This is a genomic window from Microbacterium sp. Cr-K32 (assembly GCF_000708345.1).
Taxonomy (GTDB): Bacteria; Actinomycetota; Actinomycetes; order Actinomycetales; family Microbacteriaceae; genus Microbacterium; species Microbacterium maritypicum_A.
Map to the genome: position 1 here is coordinate 253,363 of NZ_JARD01000012.1, position 18,848 is coordinate 272,210.

General features: G+C 67.4%; 15 protein-coding genes. 7 read left to right on the plus strand and 8 right to left on the minus strand.

All coding sequences use genetic code 11. The features are described 5' to 3' along the window. Window positions 1-118: 118 nt before the first annotated feature. Window positions 119-1,270, plus strand: a complete 1,152-nt coding sequence (locus GZ64_RS0105625; protein WP_029265454.1) for a glutamate--cysteine ligase — start codon at window positions 119-121, stop codon at window positions 1,268-1,270. An 18-nt stretch (window positions 1,271-1,288) separates the two neighbouring features. On the opposite strand, the gene GZ64_RS0105630 is transcribed toward GZ64_RS0105625, so the two are convergent. Then, a complete protein-coding gene (locus GZ64_RS0105630) occupies window positions 1,289-2,260 on the minus strand; it encodes a sugar-binding transcriptional regulator (protein ID WP_021200458.1) in 972 nt (323 codons plus the stop codon). Between the two features lie 103 nt (window positions 2,261-2,363). On the opposite strand from GZ64_RS0105630, the gene GZ64_RS0105635 reads away from it, so the two are divergent. The 3 genes from GZ64_RS0105635 (at window position 2,364) to glpK (ending at window position 6,459) form a co-directional block, all read left to right on the plus strand. Then, window positions 2,364-4,073, plus strand: coding sequence for a glycerol-3-phosphate dehydrogenase/oxidase (locus tag GZ64_RS0105635; RefSeq protein WP_029265455.1), 1,710 nt, complete (start codon window positions 2,364-2,366; stop codon window positions 4,071-4,073). 92 nt (window positions 4,074-4,165) lie between these two features. After that, on the plus strand, window positions 4,166-4,918 hold the full coding sequence (locus tag GZ64_RS0105640; protein WP_021200456.1) for an MIP/aquaporin family protein: 753 nt from the start codon (window positions 4,166-4,168) through the stop codon (window positions 4,916-4,918). A 26-nt stretch (window positions 4,919-4,944) separates the two neighbouring features. After that, complete coding sequence (glpK, locus tag GZ64_RS0105645; RefSeq protein ID WP_021200455.1) at window positions 4,945-6,459, plus strand: glycerol kinase GlpK; 1,515 nt, start codon at window positions 4,945-4,947, stop codon at window positions 6,457-6,459. Window positions 6,460-6,539: 80 nt separating this feature from the next. Here the strand turns inward: glpK and GZ64_RS0105650 are convergent, their stop codons facing one another. Continuing rightward, the gene (locus GZ64_RS0105650; RefSeq protein ID WP_136024837.1) at window positions 6,540-7,457 is read right to left on the minus strand and encodes a hypothetical protein; all 918 of its coding nucleotides are present in this window, start codon (window positions 7,455-7,457) and stop codon (window positions 6,540-6,542) included. A gap of 107 nt (window positions 7,458-7,564) precedes the next feature. Continuing rightward, complete coding sequence (locus tag GZ64_RS0105655) at window positions 7,565-8,446, minus strand: LysR family transcriptional regulator (RefSeq protein WP_029259102.1); 882 nt, start codon at window positions 8,444-8,446, stop codon at window positions 7,565-7,567. Between the two features lie 78 nt (window positions 8,447-8,524). Here GZ64_RS0105655 and GZ64_RS0105660 point away from each other — a divergent pair, with 78 nt between their 5' ends. Beyond that, the gene (locus GZ64_RS0105660; protein ID WP_029259101.1) at window positions 8,525-9,442 is read left to right on the plus strand and encodes an EamA family transporter; all 918 of its coding nucleotides are present in this window, start codon (window positions 8,525-8,527) and stop codon (window positions 9,440-9,442) included. A 6-nt stretch (window positions 9,443-9,448) separates the two neighbouring features. Here GZ64_RS0105660 and ffh read toward each other — a convergent pair whose 3' ends face one another. After that, window positions 9,449-11,008 carry a signal recognition particle protein gene (gene ffh, locus GZ64_RS0105665; RefSeq protein ID WP_021200451.1) on the minus strand — a complete coding sequence of 520 codons (1,560 nt, stop codon included), beginning with the start codon at window positions 11,006-11,008 and terminating at the stop codon, window positions 9,449-9,451. A gap of 52 nt (window positions 11,009-11,060) precedes the next feature. Then, a complete protein-coding gene (locus GZ64_RS0105670; protein ID WP_029259099.1) occupies window positions 11,061-11,645 on the minus strand; it encodes a TetR/AcrR family transcriptional regulator in 585 nt (194 codons plus the stop codon). Between the two features lie 98 nt (window positions 11,646-11,743). Between GZ64_RS0105670 and lipB the strand changes: the two genes are divergently transcribed. Then, window positions 11,744-12,397: a lipoyl(octanoyl) transferase LipB gene (gene lipB, locus GZ64_RS0105675; protein ID WP_029265459.1), complete on the plus strand. Its 654-nt coding sequence runs from the start codon at window positions 11,744-11,746 to the stop codon at window positions 12,395-12,397. Beyond that, on the plus strand, window positions 12,394-13,383 hold the full coding sequence (lipA, locus tag GZ64_RS0105680) for a lipoyl synthase (protein WP_029265460.1): 990 nt from the start codon (window positions 12,394-12,396) through the stop codon (window positions 13,381-13,383). Before lipB ends, lipA begins: the two co-directional genes overlap by 4 nt. Before the next feature lie 34 nt (window positions 13,384-13,417). Here lipA and GZ64_RS0105685 read toward each other — a convergent pair whose 3' ends face one another. The 3 genes from GZ64_RS0105685 to smc are packed head-to-tail and all read right to left on the minus strand — an operon-like array spanning window position 13,418 to window position 18,434. Then, entirely contained in the window at window positions 13,418-13,918 is a 501-nt protein-coding gene (locus tag GZ64_RS0105685) for a DUF2004 domain-containing protein (protein ID WP_017830742.1), read from the minus strand. A gap of 44 nt (window positions 13,919-13,962) precedes the next feature. After that, window positions 13,963-14,835 carry a signal recognition particle-docking protein FtsY gene (gene ftsY, locus GZ64_RS0105690; RefSeq protein ID WP_029259096.1) on the minus strand — a complete coding sequence of 291 codons (873 nt, stop codon included), beginning with the start codon at window positions 14,833-14,835 and terminating at the stop codon, window positions 13,963-13,965. A 56-nt stretch (window positions 14,836-14,891) separates the two neighbouring features. Next, window positions 14,892-18,434 carry a chromosome segregation protein SMC gene (gene smc / locus GZ64_RS0105695; protein WP_029265462.1) on the minus strand — a complete coding sequence of 1,181 codons (3,543 nt, stop codon included), beginning with the start codon at window positions 18,432-18,434 and terminating at the stop codon, window positions 14,892-14,894. Window positions 18,435-18,848: the final 414 nt, after the last annotated feature.

The following is an 18,848-nucleotide window of genomic DNA, read 5'->3' on the forward strand; positions in this document are numbered from 1 at the left end:
TGGATAGAGGGTCGAGCAGGTGGTCCAGCCCTCTATTCTGCCAGATGCGCGCGCCAGGCGCGAAACGTGGCGAAACCGCCGTTGCCGTGTCGCATGCCTCGCGTGCCAGACTGTGCGGGTGAAGCTCGAGTTCGCCTCATCCGCCCGGTCCACCGTCGGCCTCGAATGGGAGATCATGCTCGCGGACCCCGCGAGCGGTGACCTCGTCGGTCGCGCCCCCGAACTTCTCGCCGCGCTCGAGGCCGAGAGCGCCGACGAGCGTCATACGGTCACCGGCGAACTGCTCACCAACACGATCGAGGTCACGAGCGGTATCGGCGATTCCGTGGCTCATGCGGTCGACGACATCGCGAACGCCATCACCGCGGTGCGGGCCGCGACCGATCCGGCGGGTGTCGAGCTGCTCTCGGCCGGAAGCCACCCCTTCGCGCAGTGGTACGACCAACAGGTGACGGACAAGTCGCGCTACCACACCCTGATCGAGCGCACCCAGTGGTGGGGACGCAACATGATGATCTGGGGAATCCACGTGCACATCGGCGTCGAGGACCAGCGCAAGGTCTTCCCCATCATCAACGCTCTCGCCGGGTTCCTCCCGCACCTGCAGTCGCTGGCGGCGTCGAGCCCGTTCTGGGCGGGAGAACGCACCGGATATGCCTCCAACCGCGCACTCGTGTTCCAGCAGCTTCCCACCGCCGGCCTGCCGTGGCCGCTGCACGACTGGTCGCAGTACGAGTCCTACCTCGATGACATGGTGCGCACGGGTGTCATGGCCGACGCGACCGAAGTGCGCTGGGATATCCGTCCCGCTCCACGCTGGGGCACCATCGAGGTCCGCGCGTGCGACGGGCTCTCCACCCTGCCGGAACTTGCATCGGTCGCGGCGCTCGTCCAGGTGCTCGTCGAGGACTTCTCACGACAGCTCGACGAGGGGAAGGCACTTCCGGAGCTTCCCGCCTGGTTCCACCGCGAGAACAAGTGGCGCGCCGCGCGCTACGGGCTGGAGGCCCGCGTGATCGTCGACGCCGACGGCACGCAGCGCCCGGTGCGCGAGCATCTGACGGAGACGCTCGAAGCCCTCACCCCGACAGCCGTCGAGCTCGGCTGCGGTCGCGAGTTCGGCGGCATCGCCACGATCCTGGAGGGAGGCGCAAGCTACGCGCGACAACTCGCGGTGGCGGATGCCGCGGGGGGCGACCTCTCAGCGGTGGTGCACCACCTGATCCGCGAGTTCCGCTCCGGGCCGGAGTCCTCCACCGACGAGCCCTAGCGGTCGAGGGCAGCGAGCTCAGTCCTCGACGAGGCGCCTCGCGAGCCCTTCGTCCAGGACGACATCCGTGATCAGGCCAGCGGCCAGGGCCGCGCGGAGACTCACCAGCTTCGGGATTCCCGAGACGACACACACGCGACGCGGGACGCGACGCAGACGGTCGAGGCCGGGACCCGTGGCTCTGGCATTCACACGGATGTCGCGCCAGGACCCGTCGGACCGGAAGAAAACCGTCGCGACGTCGCCGATGGCATGGTCCTCCCGAAGGCTGCGATAGTCATCGCGTCCGAGATAGCCCCCGACGTAGACCCGACTCGGAACCTCGGCGGCCGGCGAGCCGAGGCTGAATACGGCGACGTCCATCTTCGCCTGCAGATCGAGCACACGACGAGTGCTGCGCTCACGCCACATGGCCTCGCGGGTGGCGGGGTCATCGAAGAACGCGGGAACGGGGAACTGCTGGACCTGTGCGCCGAAGGCGCTGCCGAACCGTTGCAGGATGTCACTGGAGTACTCCACGCCGGTCGTCTGCGTGTTCCCGGCCCCGTTGAGCTGCACGAAGGTCGTATTGTGCGTCTCCTTCTGCGTGAGCCCGCGACTCACCGCACTGATGGTCGAGCCCCATGCGACGCCGATCACCATGTTCGAGTCGACGAACTGCGACAGCAGCCGTCCGGCGGTGAGCGCAACGCGCTCGAGACGTTCGACCTCGCTGAGGATCTCCGGCATCGGCACGACGTGCGCCGCCACCCGATGCCTGTCGCGAATCCGATGCTCGAGCATGCCGAGGCGTTCGAGCGGGGAGTTGATCCGGATGTCGACCAGGCCGCTCTCCCGCGCGAAGCTCAGCAGCCGCGAGACCGAGGACCGGGAGGTGCCGAGCTCTTTCGCGATGACTTCCATCGTCTTGTCCTGCATGTAGTAGAGCTGCGCGGCGGTGAGCGCCGCGATCAGCTTGCTGTCGCGGGATTCCGCGCTTGCACCGGCCATGATGACCTCCTCGCCCTCGATCCTTGCACATATGTGCAGTGGGCTTGCGCGGGATGTCACACAGGTCGATGCTGGTTGGCAAGTAAGGAAGAGAGGGTCGACGATGATCGATTCGACACACTCGTCGGCGGAGCGCGCGGAGATTCGCGCCGTCCGTGAATCCGGACGCACCAGCGTCCTCGTCATCGGCGGGGGGATCAACGGCATCTCCACGTTCCGCGACCTGGCTCTGCAGGGCGTCGATGTCGTGCTCGTCGAGCGAGGGGACTTCGCCTCCGGCGCATCCTCCGCATCGAGCCACATGATCCACGGCGGGATCCGCTACCTCGAGAACGGTGAGTTCCGACTCGTGCGCGAGTCCGTCGAGGAGCGCAACGGCCTGCTCAAGATCGCCCCGCACTACGTCAAGCCGCTGCAGACGACCATCCCGATCTACTCGACATTCTCGGGCATCCTCTCCGCTCCCCTGCGCTTCCTCACGCACAAGAGCGGAAAGCCCCAGGAACGGGGCGCGTTCCTGATCAAGGTCGGCCTCACGATCTACGACACCTTCTCCCGTGACGGAGGGATGGTGCCTCGCCATCGGTTCCTCGGCCGCAAGAAGTCTCTCGCCGAGCTTCCCTCGCTCGACCCGAAGATCAAGTACACCGCCACGTACTACGACGCCTCGATGCACGACCCGGAGCGCCTCGCGCTCGACGTGCTGCAGGACGGACGCACGGCGCACCCGGGAGCCCACGCTCTCAACTACGTCGAGGCCATCGCCCGCGACGGCGACAAGGTCGTCCTCCGCGACCGCGAGAGCGGCACGGAGTTCACTGTGCAGGCTGACGTGGTCGTCAATGCCTCCGGCCCCTGGACCGACCTCACCAATGACGCGCTGGGCGCGGACACCCGCTTCATGGGCGGCACCAAGGGCTCGCACATCGTGCTGGATCACCCAGAGCTGCTCGAGGCGACGCGGGGGCGGGAGATCTTCTTCGAGCACTCCGACGGCCGCATCGTGCTCATCTACCCGCTCAAGGGACGCGTCCTGGTCGGCACCACCGACATCGACGCCGACCCGCGCGAGGTGCCGGTGTGCACCGAGGAGGAGGTCGACTACTTCTTCGACCTGATCCACCACGTCTTCCCGACGATCCCCGTGGCACGCGACCAGATCGTGTACAAGTTCTCTGGTATCCGTCCGCTGCCGCGCCATGAGGACACCGCTCCCGGATTCGTCTCCCGCGACTATCGCATCGAAGTCGACGAGAAGGGCGCAGTCCCCCTCGTGAGCCTCGTCGGCGGAAAGTGGACGACGTTCCGCGCGCTCGGCGAATCGCTCTCCGACGTCGTGCTCGGCCTCATCGACCGCACCAGGACCGTCTCCACCGCGGGACGCGCGATCGGCGGCGGCCGGGAGTTCCCGCGCACCGAGAAGGCCAAGCGCATCTGGATCCAGGAGAACCTTCCCGGCGCCGGTGCCCGCGCCGATCAGCTGCTCGCCCGCTACGGCACCCGGGCCGCCCAGGTCTGGGAGTACGTCGAGCAGGGAACGGACGCTCCGCTTGCCGGCGGCGCCCTCTCCACGCGCGAACTCGAGTGGATGGTGCAGAACGAGATGGTGGCGCGCCTCGAGGATGTCGTCCTGCGTCGCACCAGCATCGCGTTCACTGGTGGCGCCGATGCCGAGGTCCTCGACGAGATCGCCGACGCGCTCGCGCCGATGCTCGGCTGGGATCGCTCGCGTCACGACGCCGAGCTCGAGCAGACGCGCCAGCTGCTGAACGAACGACACGGACTCGATATCCCGTCCCGCACCCGCGGCTGACGGGGTCTCGGACTGCCGCCCTCCTCGCGGCGCAACTCCCATAACGTGTCGGGGCAGAGGGGCCCCGACACACAAGAAAGGTCAAAGAAGACATGGCTGATGTGAATCTCGGTCTCTACTTCCTCTCCGAGCTGGTCGGCACAGCGATGCTCGTGCTGCTCGGATGTGGTGTCGTCGCCAACGTGGCCCTCGCGAAGAACAAGGGCTTCGGCGGCGGCTTCCTGATGGTCAACTGGGGATGGGGCCTCGCGGTCTTCGCCGGTGTGCTCGTCTCCGCCTACTCCGGTGCGATCCTCAACCCGGCCGTCGGCATCGGCCTGCTGCTCGCGGGCAAGATCAGCTTCGTGATGTTCCTGACGGCCACGGCCGCTGAACTCGTCGGAGCGATCCTCGGTGCCATCGTCACGTGGCTCGCATACAAGCAGCACTTCGATGAGGAGCCCGACCCGGCCAACAAGCTCGGCGTGTTCTCGACCGGCCCCGCGATCCGCTCGTACGGCTGGAACCTCGTCACCGAGATCATCGGTACCTTCGTGCTCGTGTTCGTGATCTTCGCGTTCGCCGACTACGGCGACATCGAGGTCGGCACCCCCGGCGGCCTCGGACCGCTCACCGCGCTCCCCGTGGCACTCCTCGTGGTCGCGATCGGCGCCTCCCTCGGTGGCCCGACCGGCTACGCGATCAACCCGGCGCGTGACCTCGGCCCGCGTATCGCTCACGCGATCCTCCCGATCAAGGGCAAGGGCTCCAGCGACTGGTCCTACTCGTGGGTCCCGGTGGTCGGTCCGCTCATCGGTGGTGCGATCGCCGCCGCTGCAGCGCCCGTCCTGCTGCACCTCGCCTGAACGACCTGAATTCAAAGGAGAACACAATGGCTGACTACATCCTCGCCATCGACCAGGGAACCACTTCGAGCCGCGCGATCATCTTCGACAAGAAGGGCAGCATCATCGCGACGGGCCAGAAAGAGCACGAGCAGATCCTGCCGAAGGCCGGCTGGGTCGAGCACGACGCCTCCGAGATCTGGCGCAACGTCCAGGAGGTCATCGGCCTGGCTCTGAGCCGCGCCGACCTCACCCGCCACGACATCGCCGCAGTGGGCATCACCAACCAGCGCGAAACCGCGGTGGTCTGGGACAAGACCACGGGAAAGCCCGCCTACAACGCGATCGTGTGGCAGGACACGCGTACCCAGGCGATCGTGGACCGACTGGCTGCTGACGGCGGCGTCGAGCGGTTCAAGCCGATCGTCGGTCTGCCCCTGGCCACGTACTTCTCGGGTACCAAGATCGCCTGGATCCTGGAGAACGTCGATGGTGCCCGTGAGAAGGCGGAAGCCGGCGACCTGATCTTCGGCACGACCGACAGCTGGGTTCTCTGGAACCTCACCGGTGGCGTCGACGGTGGAGTGCACGTCACCGACGTGACCAACGCCTCGCGCACGATGTTCATGGACCTCGAGACGCTCGAATGGCGCGACGACATCCTCGAGGCCTTCGGTGTGCCGCGGTCGATGATGCCGGAGATCCGCTCGTCCTCGGAGGTCTACGGCGCGGCGGAGGACTCCTCGCTGCTTCGCGAGACCCCGATCGCCGGCATCCTGGGCGACCAGCAGGCGGCGACGTTCGGTCAGGCGGCGTTCCAGAAGGGCGAGAGCAAGAACACCTACGGAACGGGCTGCTTCCTGATCTTCAACACGGGCGAGGAGATCGTCCACTCGAAGAACGGGCTGCTCACCACCGTCGGCTACAAGCTGGGCGACCAGCCCACGCATTACGCCCTCGAAGGCTCGATCGCCGTCACCGGATCGCTGATCCAGTGGCTGCGCGACCAGCTCGGCATCATCTCCTCGGCACCCGAGGTCGAGGAGTTGGCCGACAAGGTCGAGGACAACGGCGGGGTCTACATCGTGCCGGCGTTCTCCGGTCTGTTCGCTCCGTACTGGCGTCCCGACGCCCGAGGCGCGATCGTCGGACTCACCCGGTACGCGAACAAGAACCACATCGCTCGCGCAGCTCTAGAAGCGGTCGCCTTCCAGACGCGTGACGTGCTGGATGCCGTGAACGCGGACGCCGGCGTGGATCTCACCGAGCTCAAGGTCGACGGCGGCATGGTGGCGAATGATGCGCTCATGCAGTTCCAGGCAGACGTCCTCGGCGTGCCGGTCGTTCGCCCGGTGGTCGCGGAGACCACGGCGCTCGGTGCGGCCTACGCGGCCGGACTCGCGGTCGGATTCTGGAACGGTCTCGACGACCTCTCTGCCAACTGGCAGGAGGACAAGCGCTGGGAGCCGTCCATGGAGGAGGCCGAGCGCGACCGCCAGCTCCGCCTGTGGCGCAAGGCGATCACCAAGTCGATGGACTGGGTCGACGACGACGTGAAGTGATCTGACGTGACAGCGAAGCGGGTCCGGAGTCCAACTCCGGACCCGCTTCGTCGTCTCCGCGGCAGCGGCCCGCTGAACCGTCAGAACCCGTTGATCGACGCGAAGAAGGCGCCGGTACCGTCGACCGAGACGCGTCCGCTCTCGTCGCTCGACGTCACCTGCTCGTAGCCGGAGTCGCTCCAGTAGAAGACATCCGTCGCGATCTCGCCGGCGCCCTGTCCGAACATCTGCTGAGCGAATCCGTGCATGTCCTGCACGACATAGATCGCCTCCGGTCCGGTGATCACATGGAACGCGACATGATGACGTGAGGGCACGGCGAACAGGACGCCGTGCGGAGCCGATGAGATACCGGCTGCGGCCAGGAGGGCCGGGAAGTCGAGCACCCGGCTCGCGGTGAACATGGAGTCCGACACGATCGCCTGGAACGCGCCGTTGCCGACGTCGACGGTGTGCACCTCTTCGATCGGCTCCGCCGAAACTGCCGCGAGGGCCGTGGCCCACAGCTGTCCGGCATCGAACCGGCCGACGATCGCGTCAGGGACGGCGGTCGTGGTCTCGGGGTGATCGAGCATGAGGATCGCTTCGAGGCCGCTCACGATCGTGCGCCGGTACGTGTACGCCGCACGGTGGCTCTCCGGGAGATACGACGACGGGATGAGACGTGCTTTCACGAGGGACAGGACCTGATCATCGGAGAGATCTTCGTCGCGAGGGGCGGCCTGACGGCTCAGCAGACCGGAGATGTGACGCTCGACAGCCTCCGGCCAGTTCGACTCCGGTTCGAGCTTCACGGCGCGCGCGAGGTTGTACAGCCCGTACTGCGCGCCGGAGTCCCCCTCGGCGTAGTCGCCGTGCACGGTGATCGCCCCTGCTGTCGTAGGCCACTTCTCCGCGAACAGAGTGCGCAGCAGGGTGGCCTGCGGGACCGTGAGGTCTTCGAGATCCGCATCAGGCTGTGCTGCGTTCGACTTCTTACCGAAATTCAGGAACCCCATGCGGTACTCTCCCCCGGCGATCACCGGCCGAAGGACTTCTTCGGCGCGGACTCAAACGGACTCAGACTAACGCAGGCTGGCCGACGGTCGATTCCGCCGGGAGGTGGTCACGCCGAGTGCGCGACTTCGGTCACGGCGATGAACGCGCGTGCGACGTTCCGTGGCGCGGCAGCGTCCCAGGCGAGGTACTCGAGACGCACAGGGCCACCGCGCACCTCCACCGTGACGACATCGAAACCGGAGCGATCGACGGTCCCCGGCGCCAGCAGGGTCACTGCCAGCCCTGCCTCCACGAGTCCCAGGATGAGGGTCGCGGAGTCGGCTTCGAAGGCGACGTCACGCGTCAGGCCCGCAGCGGCGAACGCCCCGTCGCTCTGCGCACGACCGGAGGTCGCCGTCGGGAAGTCCGCGAACGTCATCCCCGCGACATCGTCGAGCGCGATGCTCTCCGCATCCGCGAGTTCGTGCCCGCGAGGGAAGACGGCGACGAGGGGATCGCGAGAGAGGACACGCGACTCCACCCCCTCTGGATCGACACCCTCTCGCAGTCCGAGCAGCGCGATGTCGAGCTCGTCGTTTCGGAGCCTGCGGGCGAGGACATCGCTGTTTCCGACCTGCAGTTCCACCCTGACGAGCGGGTAGGCCCCACGGTAGGCGACGAGCACCGCGGGGAGGTCGATGGCGGTCACCGTCGGGATGACGCCGATTCGCAGCGTGCCTTCCACGACGCCGTCGACGGCGGCGGCGTCCTCCTTCGCCTGGTCTGCTGACCGAAGCGCGCGCCGCGCGTGTGCGACGAACGCCTGACCTGACTCTGTCAGGCGCACATGGCGACTCGACCGTGCGAACAGTCGGCGGCCGAGTTCACGCTCGAGTGACGCGATCTGGTGGCTCAACGCCGATTGGGTGACGAAACACCGTTCGGCGGCACGGGTGAAGCTCAGCGTCTCGGCGACTTCGACGACATAGCGGAGCTGTTGAAGTTCCATGCTTCCATGATCTCGGTTCATGTATGCGGTGACAACCATGCGTTGGACTCATCCCTGTGTTCCTCGCAGGCTGGAAGCATGAACCGCCTGCCCCTGGTGCTACTGACCGCCCTCGCCCCCATCGCATGGGGCACGACCTACCTCGTCACGACAGAACTGCTCCCGCCCGGGCACCCGCTGTTCGCCGGGCTCCTCCGCTCCCTCCCCGCGGGGCTCCTGGCAGTCCTCATCAGCAGGTGTCTCCCCCGCGGCGGGTGGTGGGGAAAGTCGTTCATCCTGGGAGCGCTCAACATCGGCGCCTTCTTCCCGCTGCTGTTCCTGGCCGCGGAGCGGCTCCCTGGCGGCGTCGCAGCCGCGGTCGCGGGTGCGCAGCCGCTTATCGTCCTCGTCCTCGGAGCACTCGTGCTGCAGGAACGGATCCGGCCGCTCGCCGCCGCCGCTGCCGTCGTCGGCGCTGGCGGAGTGGCCCTGGTGGTCCTGGGTCCCGCCGCCGAGCTGGATCTCTGGGGGATCCTCGCCGCTGTCGGAGGCGTCACCGCCACGGGAGCGGGGATGATCCTGACGAAGCGATGGGGCCGGCCGGTTGGCGTCGGGCCCGTCGCCTACGCCGGGTGGCAGCTCAGCGCGGGAGGGGTTCTGCTGCTGCCGTTGACACTGATCGTCGAAGGCGTGCCCCAGACCATCGACGGGAGCGCCGTGCTCGGATATCTCTGGCTCGGGACGGCGGGCGGGATCGTCGCCTACACGCTCTGGTTCCGCGGCGTCCAGCAGCTCCCGGTCATCGCGCCGGGGCTCCTCGCGCTGCTCTCCCCCATCGTCGCGACGACGCTCGGCGTCGTGGTCGCCGGGGAGCGATTCAGCCCCCTCCAGGCCATCGGCCTCGTCCTGACTCTGGGCGCACTCGTGCTGGGGCAGCTGGCCTCGCGGCCCAATCGGCTCACTGCCGCGCCCGCCCCGCATGCAACGGCCGCGGATGCTCTCACGGCGCCGCGCTGAGGGGAGTCAGCCCTTGCCGAAGAGCTTCTGGATCTCGGCGAGGTCGGCTTCGCTCGGAGCTTGAGCCGCTCCGCCGCCCAAACCGAATCCGGAGCCGGTCGGCGTCGCGGACGATGCGATCCCCGCGTTCTCGGCCGCGCGCTTGGCCGGGTTGCCTGAACGCGATCCACCGGAGGACTTGCCCTTTTTGCCGCGCTTGGAAGACGCGCCGGGACGCCCCATCCCGGGCACCGGCCCCATACCGGGGATGTTCGGGGTGCCGCCGCGCGCCACCGTCTTCATCATCTTCGCGGCCTGCTCGAAGCGCTGCACGAGCTGGTTCACGTCGGTGACGGTCATGCCGGAACCCTTGGCGATGCGCAGACGGCGCGATCCGTTCAGTACCTTGGGGTTGCGGCGCTCCCCCGGCGTCATCGAGCGGATGATGGCCTCCGTGCGGTCGATCTCCCGCTCATCGAAGTCGTCGAGCTGCTGCTTCATCTGGCCCATGCCCGGGAGCATCCCGAGCATTTTCTTCATCGAGCCCATCTTCTTCATCTGCTGAAGCTGGTCGAGGAAGTCCTCGAGGGTGAAGGCCTCGGTCGCGAGCTTCTCGGCCATCTTCATGGCCTCTTCCTCATCGAAGGCCTGCTGGGCCTGCTCGATGAGGGTGAGGATGTCGCCGAGGTCGAGGATGCGGCTCGCCATGCGGTCGGGGTGGAAGGGCTCGAGGTCCTCGAGTCGCTCACCGGTCGAGGCGAAGATGATCGGACGGCCGGTCACGGAGGCCACCGAGAGCGCGGCGCCACCGCGGGCATCGCCGTCGAGCTTGGAGAGCACGACTCCGGTGAAGTCGACGCCGTCCTGGAACGCCTTGGCGGTGTTCACGGCGTCCTGACCGATCATCGCATCGATGACGAACAGGACCTCGTCGGGGTTGACAGCCTTGCGGATGTCCGCCGCCTGCTTCATGAGCTCGGCGTCCACGCCGAGGCGGCCGGCGGTGTCGATGATCACGACGTCGTGCTGCTGACGACGTGCGTAGTCGACACCGTCTCGAGAGACCTTCACGGGATCTCCGACGCCGTTGCCGGGCTCGGGGGCGTAGATCGACGCACCGGCCTGCTCCGCGACGACCTGAAGCTGGTTGACCGCGTTCGGACGTTGGAGGTCGGCGGCGACGAGCAGAGGCGTGTGCCCTTCGCCCTCGAGCTGCTTCGCGAGCTTGCCGGCGAAGGTGGTCTTACCGGAGCCCTGCAGGCCGGCGAGCATGATCACCGTCGGTGCCGTCTTCGCGAACTGCAGACGGCGCTGCTCTCCGCCGAGGATCTGCACGAGCTCTTCATTGACGATCTGGACGACCTGCTGCGCGGGGTTCAGCGCCTTGTTGACCTCATCGCCGAGTGCGCGTTCGCGGACCTTCGCGGTGAACTCCTTGACGACGACGAGCGCGACGTCGGCATCGAGCAGGGCGCGTCGGATCTCGCGGACGGTGCCGTCGACGTCGGCCGCGGTCAGCTTTCCCTTCGTGCGCAGATTGCGGAAGGTCTCGGTGAGCCGATCGGAGAGCGTGCCAAATGTAGCCATGGTGCTCTGATTCTACGCGAGCCGAGGCCGGTCGCTTAGCCCGGCGCGGGAGTCAGGACCAGGGAAGGTCATGGATCGTTCCCAGGGCTTCCCGCAGGACCGTCTCCGGCGTCCCCCGTCCGGCTCCCTGTTCCGCCCACACGCGCAGTGAGGAGAGCACGGCGGCCGCGTGTGCCGCCCCGAGGATGTCGGCACGGATGACGTCGACTCCCGAGGCGGACGCCGCGCGTGACACCGCCGCGGACAGACGGGCGAGGCGGAGACCGGTGTCACGGATGAGCTCGCCCTCCACCCCCATCGCTGCGGCATTGCGCAGCGCCAAGGCCAGGGGGTCCGGTGCGAAATCGTGCACGATCGACAGCAGTATGTCGTGAACCGCGTCGCCCGTCGCCGCCCTGCCGAGCTGTTCCAGCGAGGCGATGGCCTGTCCGATCCGTTCGTCGACGCCCGACCACAGCACGTCGCTCTTGGACGCGAAGTAGTTGAAGAAGCTGGACCGGCTGACGCCAGCGCGCTGCGTGATGTCCGCCACAGATGTCGCGTCGTATCCGCGCTCCAGGAAGAGCTCGCATGCTGCTTCTGCGAGGGTCTCCCGCGACGACGCCTTGGGTCGCCCGGCTCTGCCAGTGGAACTCATGTCCTCACGTTATCGCGGGGGCGGGTCGAGAGCGCCGCCCCGCTCGCCGAGGGGTATTGTTGTCCTCAGTCCATTTACGCAATGAAGGCGGTTCTGTGATGCTCGAGATCCTCACGCCCGGGTTCGCTCCGACGTTCGTGCCGTACATCGACGGGTGGGAGCTTCAGCGTCGCGTCCACGCCGATGTCGTCGACGGCACCCGTCCCGACACGCTGATCCTCCTCGAGCACGAGGCCGTCTACACCGCGGGCAAGCGCACGGAGCCCCAGGAGCGGCCACAGGACGGCACCCCCGTGATCGACGTCGATAGGGGCGGGAAGATCACCTGGCACGGGCCGGGGCAGCTCGTGGGCTATCCGATCGTGCGACTCCCCGAGCCGATCGATGTCGTCGCGCACGTGCGCCGTCTCGAGCGCCTCCTGATCGACGTGCTGCGCCCCTTCGGCGTCGACGGCTATCAGGTCGAGGGCCGCAGCGGGGTCTGGGTACGCCGGCCACTCTCGGAGGACAAGGTGGCGGCGATCGGAGTGCGCGTGCAGCAGGGGGTCACGATGCACGGCTTCGCCATCAACTGCGACAACTCGCTGGCCGGCTTCCGCGGCATCATCCCGTGCGGCATCACCGATGCCGGCGTCACTACGGTGAGCGAGGTCGTGGGGTCCGCCGTCCCGCCCCTCGACCTCGTCGACGCCGTCACCCGCGCCTTCCTCGCCGAATACGCGACCACCGAACTGACAGGAGCCCTCGCATGACCGCCGCCCCCGAGGGTCGCAAGCTCCTCCGCCTCGAGATCCGCAACGCCGAGACACCGATCGAGCGCAAGCCGGAGTGGATCAAGACGAAGGCGAAGATGGGCCCGGAGTACACGGCGCTGCATTCGCTCGTGAAGAGCGAGGACCTGCACACGGTCTGCCAGGAAGCCGGCTGCCCGAACATCTACGAGTGCTGGGAAGACCGAGAGGCGACCTTCCTCATCGGTGGCTCCCAGTGCACCCGCCGCTGCGACTTCTGCCAGATCGACACGGGCAAGCCCGCCGACTACGACACCGACGAGCCACGCCGGGTTGCGGAGAGCGTCGTCCGGATGAACCTCCGGTACGCCACCGTCACGAGCGTGGCCCGCGACGACCTCCCGGACACCGGCGCCTGGCTCAACGCCGAGACGGTGCGCAAGATCCATGAGCTGAACCCGAACACCGGTGTGGAGCTGCTCGCCAACGAGCACAACGCCGATCCGGCGTTCCTGGGGCAGATCTTCGACGCGCGCCCTGAGGTGTTCGCGCACAATGTCGAGACGGTGCCCCGCATCTTCAAGCGCATCCGGCCGGCGTTCCGCTACGCGCGCTCGCTCGACGTCCTGACCCAGGCTCGGGACGCCGGACTGATCACGAAGTCCAACCTCATCCTCGGGATGGGTGAGGAACCCGAAGAGGTGGTGCAGGCGCTCAACGATCTGCACGACGCCGGATGCGACATCATCACGATCACGCAGTACCTGCGGCCGACACCACGCCACCACCCGGTCTCACGCTGGGTGAAGCCGGCCGAGTTCGTCGAGTTCAAGGAGGAGGCCGAGCGCATCGGGTTCCTCGGTGTCCTGGCGGGTCCCCTCGTGCGGTCGTCGTATCGCGCCGGTCGACTCTGGGCGCAGTCCATGACGTCGAAGGGACGCGAGATCCCCGCACACCTCGCGCATATCGCCGAGAGCGCAGACCTCGGATTCGCGCAGGCCGTCTGACCTGAACGCTGCCCGGACCCCGTCCGGGCAGCGTTCAGTCCGCGCTCATGACGGACTGAACGCTGCCGTCCGAGCCGAGATTCACGAGCAGCACGTCGTCCGTCGAGCTGTCGTCGAGCGCATACTCGAGCACCGCGAACGGTTCAGAGCCTCCGTGCTCATCGGCGAGGATCGTCATGCTCATCAACCGGAGCGATCGGATGATGTCAACGGCGGCATCGCCCGAGACATCGACGAGGACATCCGGCAGATCGTCGCCGTACGTCTCCTGCTGCTGGAGGATGTACTCGGTCACCTCGCTCGTGCGGTCATCGACTTCGGCGAGCATGCCACGCCGGGCCGTGTCGTCGACGCTCTCGAGGCCTGCGATGAGCGAGGCGGCGATGTCGAGCGCATCCGCGGAAACGTCGTCCTGATCCGGCGCGGTCAGATCGACGGTGACACTCTGGTCGCCGAGCTCCACTGTCTCCGACCAGAAGATCGAGCCGTCCGGGCCTGAGGACAGGAGTCCGAAGTAGTCGTGTTCGATCGCCATAACGCTATGAAACCAGCCTCGTGCTCACTGCGGTAGTCCCGTCATCAACCGACCAACGACTGGACGAACACATGGGGGGTGAAACCGGTCAGGTCGTCGATCCCCTCGCCCTGTCCGAGCAGCTTCACCGGGATACCGGTGCGCTCCTGCACCGCCAGCACGAACCCGCCCTTGGCCGACCCGTCGAGCTTGGTGAGGACGAGTCCCGTGACGCCGGCGTGCTCGAGGAAGGCCTCGGCCTGCATGACACCGTTCTGGCCCGTGGTGGCGTCCAGCACGAGCAGCACCTCGCTGATCGGCGCCTGCTTCTCGATCACGCGCCGGACCTTCGAGAGCTCGTCCATGAGGCCGCCCTTGGTGTGCAGACGCCCGGCCGTGTCGATGATCGCGATCTCGATGCCCTCGCGCTTGGCATACTCGACCGTCTGGAACGCGACGGATGCCGGATCCTGACCTTCCTGCTGAGGCCGCACGATGGCGGCTCCACCGCGCTGCGCCCAGGTGGCGAGCTGGTCGACGGCGGCCGCGCGGAAGGTGTCGGCCGCGCCGACCACGACACTGCGCTGATAGCCACGGAGGAACTTCGTGAACTTGCCGATGGTCGTCGTCTTCCCGACGCCGTTGACGCCCACGACGAGGACGACGGCTGGACGCTCGGTGAGCTTCAGCGTCGTGTCGAACTTCGCGAAGTGCTCCTCCAACGTCTCCCGCAGCATCCGCTGGAGATCCTTGGGGTCGGTGGTGCGGTACCGGTCGACCTTCGCACGCAGCTCATCCACGACGCGCTCGCTGATGTCCGGGCCGAAGTCGGCCGTCAGGAGAGCGGTCTCCAGGTCCTCCCAGGTCGTCTCATCGATGGTGGGCTTGACGAACATGCCGCGCAGTGCGCGACCAAGAGACCAGGACTTCTCCGCCATCACTCCAGCCTACGGGTTGTGCAGTGGATGCTCCGCGCGCAAGCCCGTGCGCGCCCCTAAACCGCCGCCGCCCGGTCGCCGACACGCTGACCCACGACAGCGGAGACGCCGTCCTGCCGCATCGAGACGCCGTAGAGGGCATCGGCGATCTCCATCGTGCGCTTCTGGTGCGTGATCACCAGCAGCTGAGAACTCTCCCGCAGCTGTTCGAACACCGTCAGCAATCGCCCGAGGTTCGCATCGTCGAGCGCCGCCTCGACCTCGTCCAGGATGTAGAAAGGACTCGGGCGCGCCTTGAAGATCGCGACGAGCAGCGCCACGGCCGCCAGGGATCGTTCGCCGCCCGAGAGCAGTGACAGTCGCTCGATCTTCTTCCCCACAGGGCGGACGGACACTTCGATGCCTGTCGTCAGCATGTTGTCGGGATCCGTCAGGGAGATGCTGCCGGTTCCACCGGGGAACAGCAGAGGGAACACCTGACCGAATGCCTCCTTGGTGTCCTCGAAAGCACTCGCGAAGATCGTCTGCATCCGCTCATCGAGATCCGTGATGATCGTCAGGAGGTCCTGGCGCGTCTGGGTCAGGTCTGCCAGCTGCTCGGTGAGGAAGGCGTGCCGCTGCTCCAGCGCGGCGAACTCCTCGAGCGCCAGCGGGTTGACACGGCCGAGCTGTGCGAGCTTGCGCTCCGCCTCCGCGAGTCGGCGTTGCTGAATCCGGCGGTCGAACGGAATCGCCGTGTCGTCGTCGTGCCCCGCTTCGGCGGGTTCAGCACCGGGATCCCGTGGAACAAGCTGATCAGGGCCATATTCCGCAATGAGAATATCTTCTTCCAGAGCGAGCTCGGAGGAGACGCGCTCGAGCAGGCTGTTCAGATGCAGCTTCTTCTCGTGGATCTGCAGCTCGAGTCCGTGCACGCTCTCGGTGAGCCCGGCGAGGCGCTCTCGCAGGGAACTCTCCTGCGCGCGCAGGCCGACCAGTTCCTGATTCTGCGCCGAGCGCGCGGTCTCGGCCTCGGCCAGGGCGAGACGCGCCTCCGTCACCGATCGATCCAGCGAGTCGAGGATGCGCGGCAGCTCCTCGACCACCCCCGAGGCCGCCTCGCGCTGCGCGCGACGGATGACTGCTCGCCGTGCCGCCTCGGCCGCCGCATCGCGTTCATGCTCACGCTGGCGCTCCAGAGACACCACCCTGGACTGCGCTGCACGCACACGCTCACGCAGCGTCTCGATCTCGAGCCGCGCCCGCACTTCACCCTCGCGAGCGACCTCGAGCGCCTCGAGCAGGCTGTCGCGCGCGGAAGCGTCGAGCACCGGCCTCGGCGTCGCGATGGCATCGTCCAGCGCCGTCTTCGCTGCTTCGGCCTTCGCCTCGGCCTCGGCGACGGCGGATTGCGCCTGTGCCAAACCGGTCTCGAGGCGTTCGCACTCGGCGACGGCGGACTCATGGCGCACCGTGACCCGGTTGAGCTGCTCGGCGTGCGTGGCGAGAGCAGCATCGTGTTCACGGAGTGCGCGCAGGGCGTCCTTCGCGTGACGCCTGGTCGTCTCGACGGCGTCCTCGGCGTCGCGGCGGGCCTCACGAAGCGAGTCGACCACGATCTGAATCTCCGCGAGACGTTCGGCAGCGGCATCCCGCTCGGCGGCGAGTTCCAGACGGGATCGCTCTCCGCCGGAACCGGTGCGCAGGGTATGCGCGGTGAGGACGTCACCGGCCACCGTGACGATCGTCGTCGCCGTGTCACCCGCGACATCGAGCGCTGTCCGCGCCGATCGCGCCGAATCCAGGTCGTCCGCGATCAGGACATGCGAGAGCACGCCGAGGATGCCGTCGGGCGCTGTCACGGTATCGACGGCGGGCGTGACTCCGGCGATCGTCGGAGTCACGACGTCGCCACGGACCGCATTCGCGATGACGAAGTCCACCACTCCCCTGCGTTGCTCCGCCGCTTCCTTCGCCGACGCGAAGGCGTCGTCCACGGAGTCGATCAACACGCCCTCCGCGAGCGGACCGAGGACCGCGGCGATGGCCGCCTCGAAACCCGCTCGGACCTGCACAGCGTCTCCGACGAGTCCCCGCACACCCTTTCCACCCGCTTCGACGATCTCCGCCGCCCCACCGGACAACGCCAGAGCACTGCTCAGCGCCGAAGCCTTGGCCGTGAGCGCATCGACCTCGCGCTCTGCGGCGTGCAGACGTTCGCGCAGGGTCTCACGCTCCGCTTCCGCGGCGGTCGCTGCCCGTTGCGCACTGTCGTACGCGGCGGCATGTTCGACGGCCGTGCCCTCAGGAGCTTCCGCGTCGTCGATCGCGTCGAGTGCGTCGGCGGCTTCGCGCCTGCGTGCGTTGGCGGCCTCGAGCGCGTTCTCCTGGCGGAGCACGGCGCCACGCACTGCGGCGAGGGCTGAGGCTGCGGCATCTGCGGTCCCGCGCAAGGCGGAGAGGCGCATGTCGTACTCGGAGACCAGGGCGCTCTGCTCGGCGATGTCGACGTCGAGCGTGTCGAGTTCCGCTCTGGCGTGCACCACTTCACGGCTGGCAGCCGCCGCGGCGTCCTGAGCATCCCCGAGCCCGGCGGAGATCGCGTCGATCTCGTCCTTCGCCTCGTCGATCGTGGCCTGTGTCACGGTGACGGCAGTGACCGCGGCGTCGTCATCGTCGGTGCCGAGGAGAGCGAGACGCTGATTCGCCAGGGTGTAGAGCCCGCGCATCCGCTCCTGAACCTGCTCGAGCCCGAACGCCACGCTGCGCGCCTGATCGACCGCGACCGAGTTCTGATCCTGTTCGAGCCGCGCGATGTTCGCGCGCACCGTCTCGGCTTGATCCGAGAGCACCAGACGCTCGGTGTGACGCTCCTGTTCGGTGCGTGTGTGGTCCGCGAGCGCGGCGCGCAGTGCGACCACGTCGTCGGCGAAGATACGGGCTTTCGCGTCGCGCACGACGGCGGCGATCGTCTGCGCCTCGCGGGCGATCTCTGCCTGACGGCCCAACGGCTTGAGCTGCCGGCGGATCTCTCCGGCGAGATCGCTCAACCGAGTGAGGTTGGTCTCCATCGCGTCGAGTTTGCGGAGGGTCTTCTCCTTGCGGCGGCGGTGCTTGAGGATTCCCGCGGCTTCCTCGATGAACCCTCGACGATCCTCGGGCGACGCCTGCAGAACCGTGTCGAGGCGACCCTGACCGACGATGACGTGCATCTCCCGGCCCAGTCCGGAATCGCTCAGCAGCTCCTGCACGTCGAGGAGTCGGCATCCCTCGCCGTTGATCGCGTACTCGCTGGAGCCGTTGCGGAACAGCGTGCGGCTGATCGTCACTTCCGCGTACTCGATCGGCAGGGCACCGTCGGCATTGTCGATCGTGAGCTGTACCTCAGCACGACCGAGCGGGCCGCGCGTCGAGGTACCCGCGAAGATGACGTCTTCCATCTTGCCGCCGCGCAGTGTCTTCGCACCCTGCTCACCCATCACCCAGGCCAGCGCGTCCACGACGTTCGACTTGCCCGAGCCGTTCGGTCCGACGATGCAGGTGACGCCGGGTTCGAACACGAAGCTGGTCGGCTGCGCGAACGACTTGAACCCTTTGAGCGTCAGGCTCTTCAGATGCATGGGGGCGCCGCTCGTCCGGGGAGAATCACGCGGCTACGCTACCGGAATTCCGGGCCTGGAGCCTCATCCCGCGCGGACGGTGGGAGAACTCGGGAACCGCGCGACACGCCGAGGAGAACCGCAGGCGCTTGACGTCCGCCGCGCGGATTCGCTACCGTGTCCTCCGGATCGCCACACGAAAGGAGGTTACCGATGATTACGACTCAGCTCAACGCACAGGCCACTGGCCTCGCCGCGCCCGCGCATTTTGCGCCGCGCTTTGCGTTCTCGGTAACCGCCGGCGTCCGCATCAGCGCTCTCTCGTAGAACCGCACCCCGAGATCTCGGGCCCGTAGTGGGCCCTCTCCGGCCGGCTCTTCCGCGCCCCGTCTGCTGATCTGCACCGCAGATCACGACTTCCTCTCCGCGTATGGC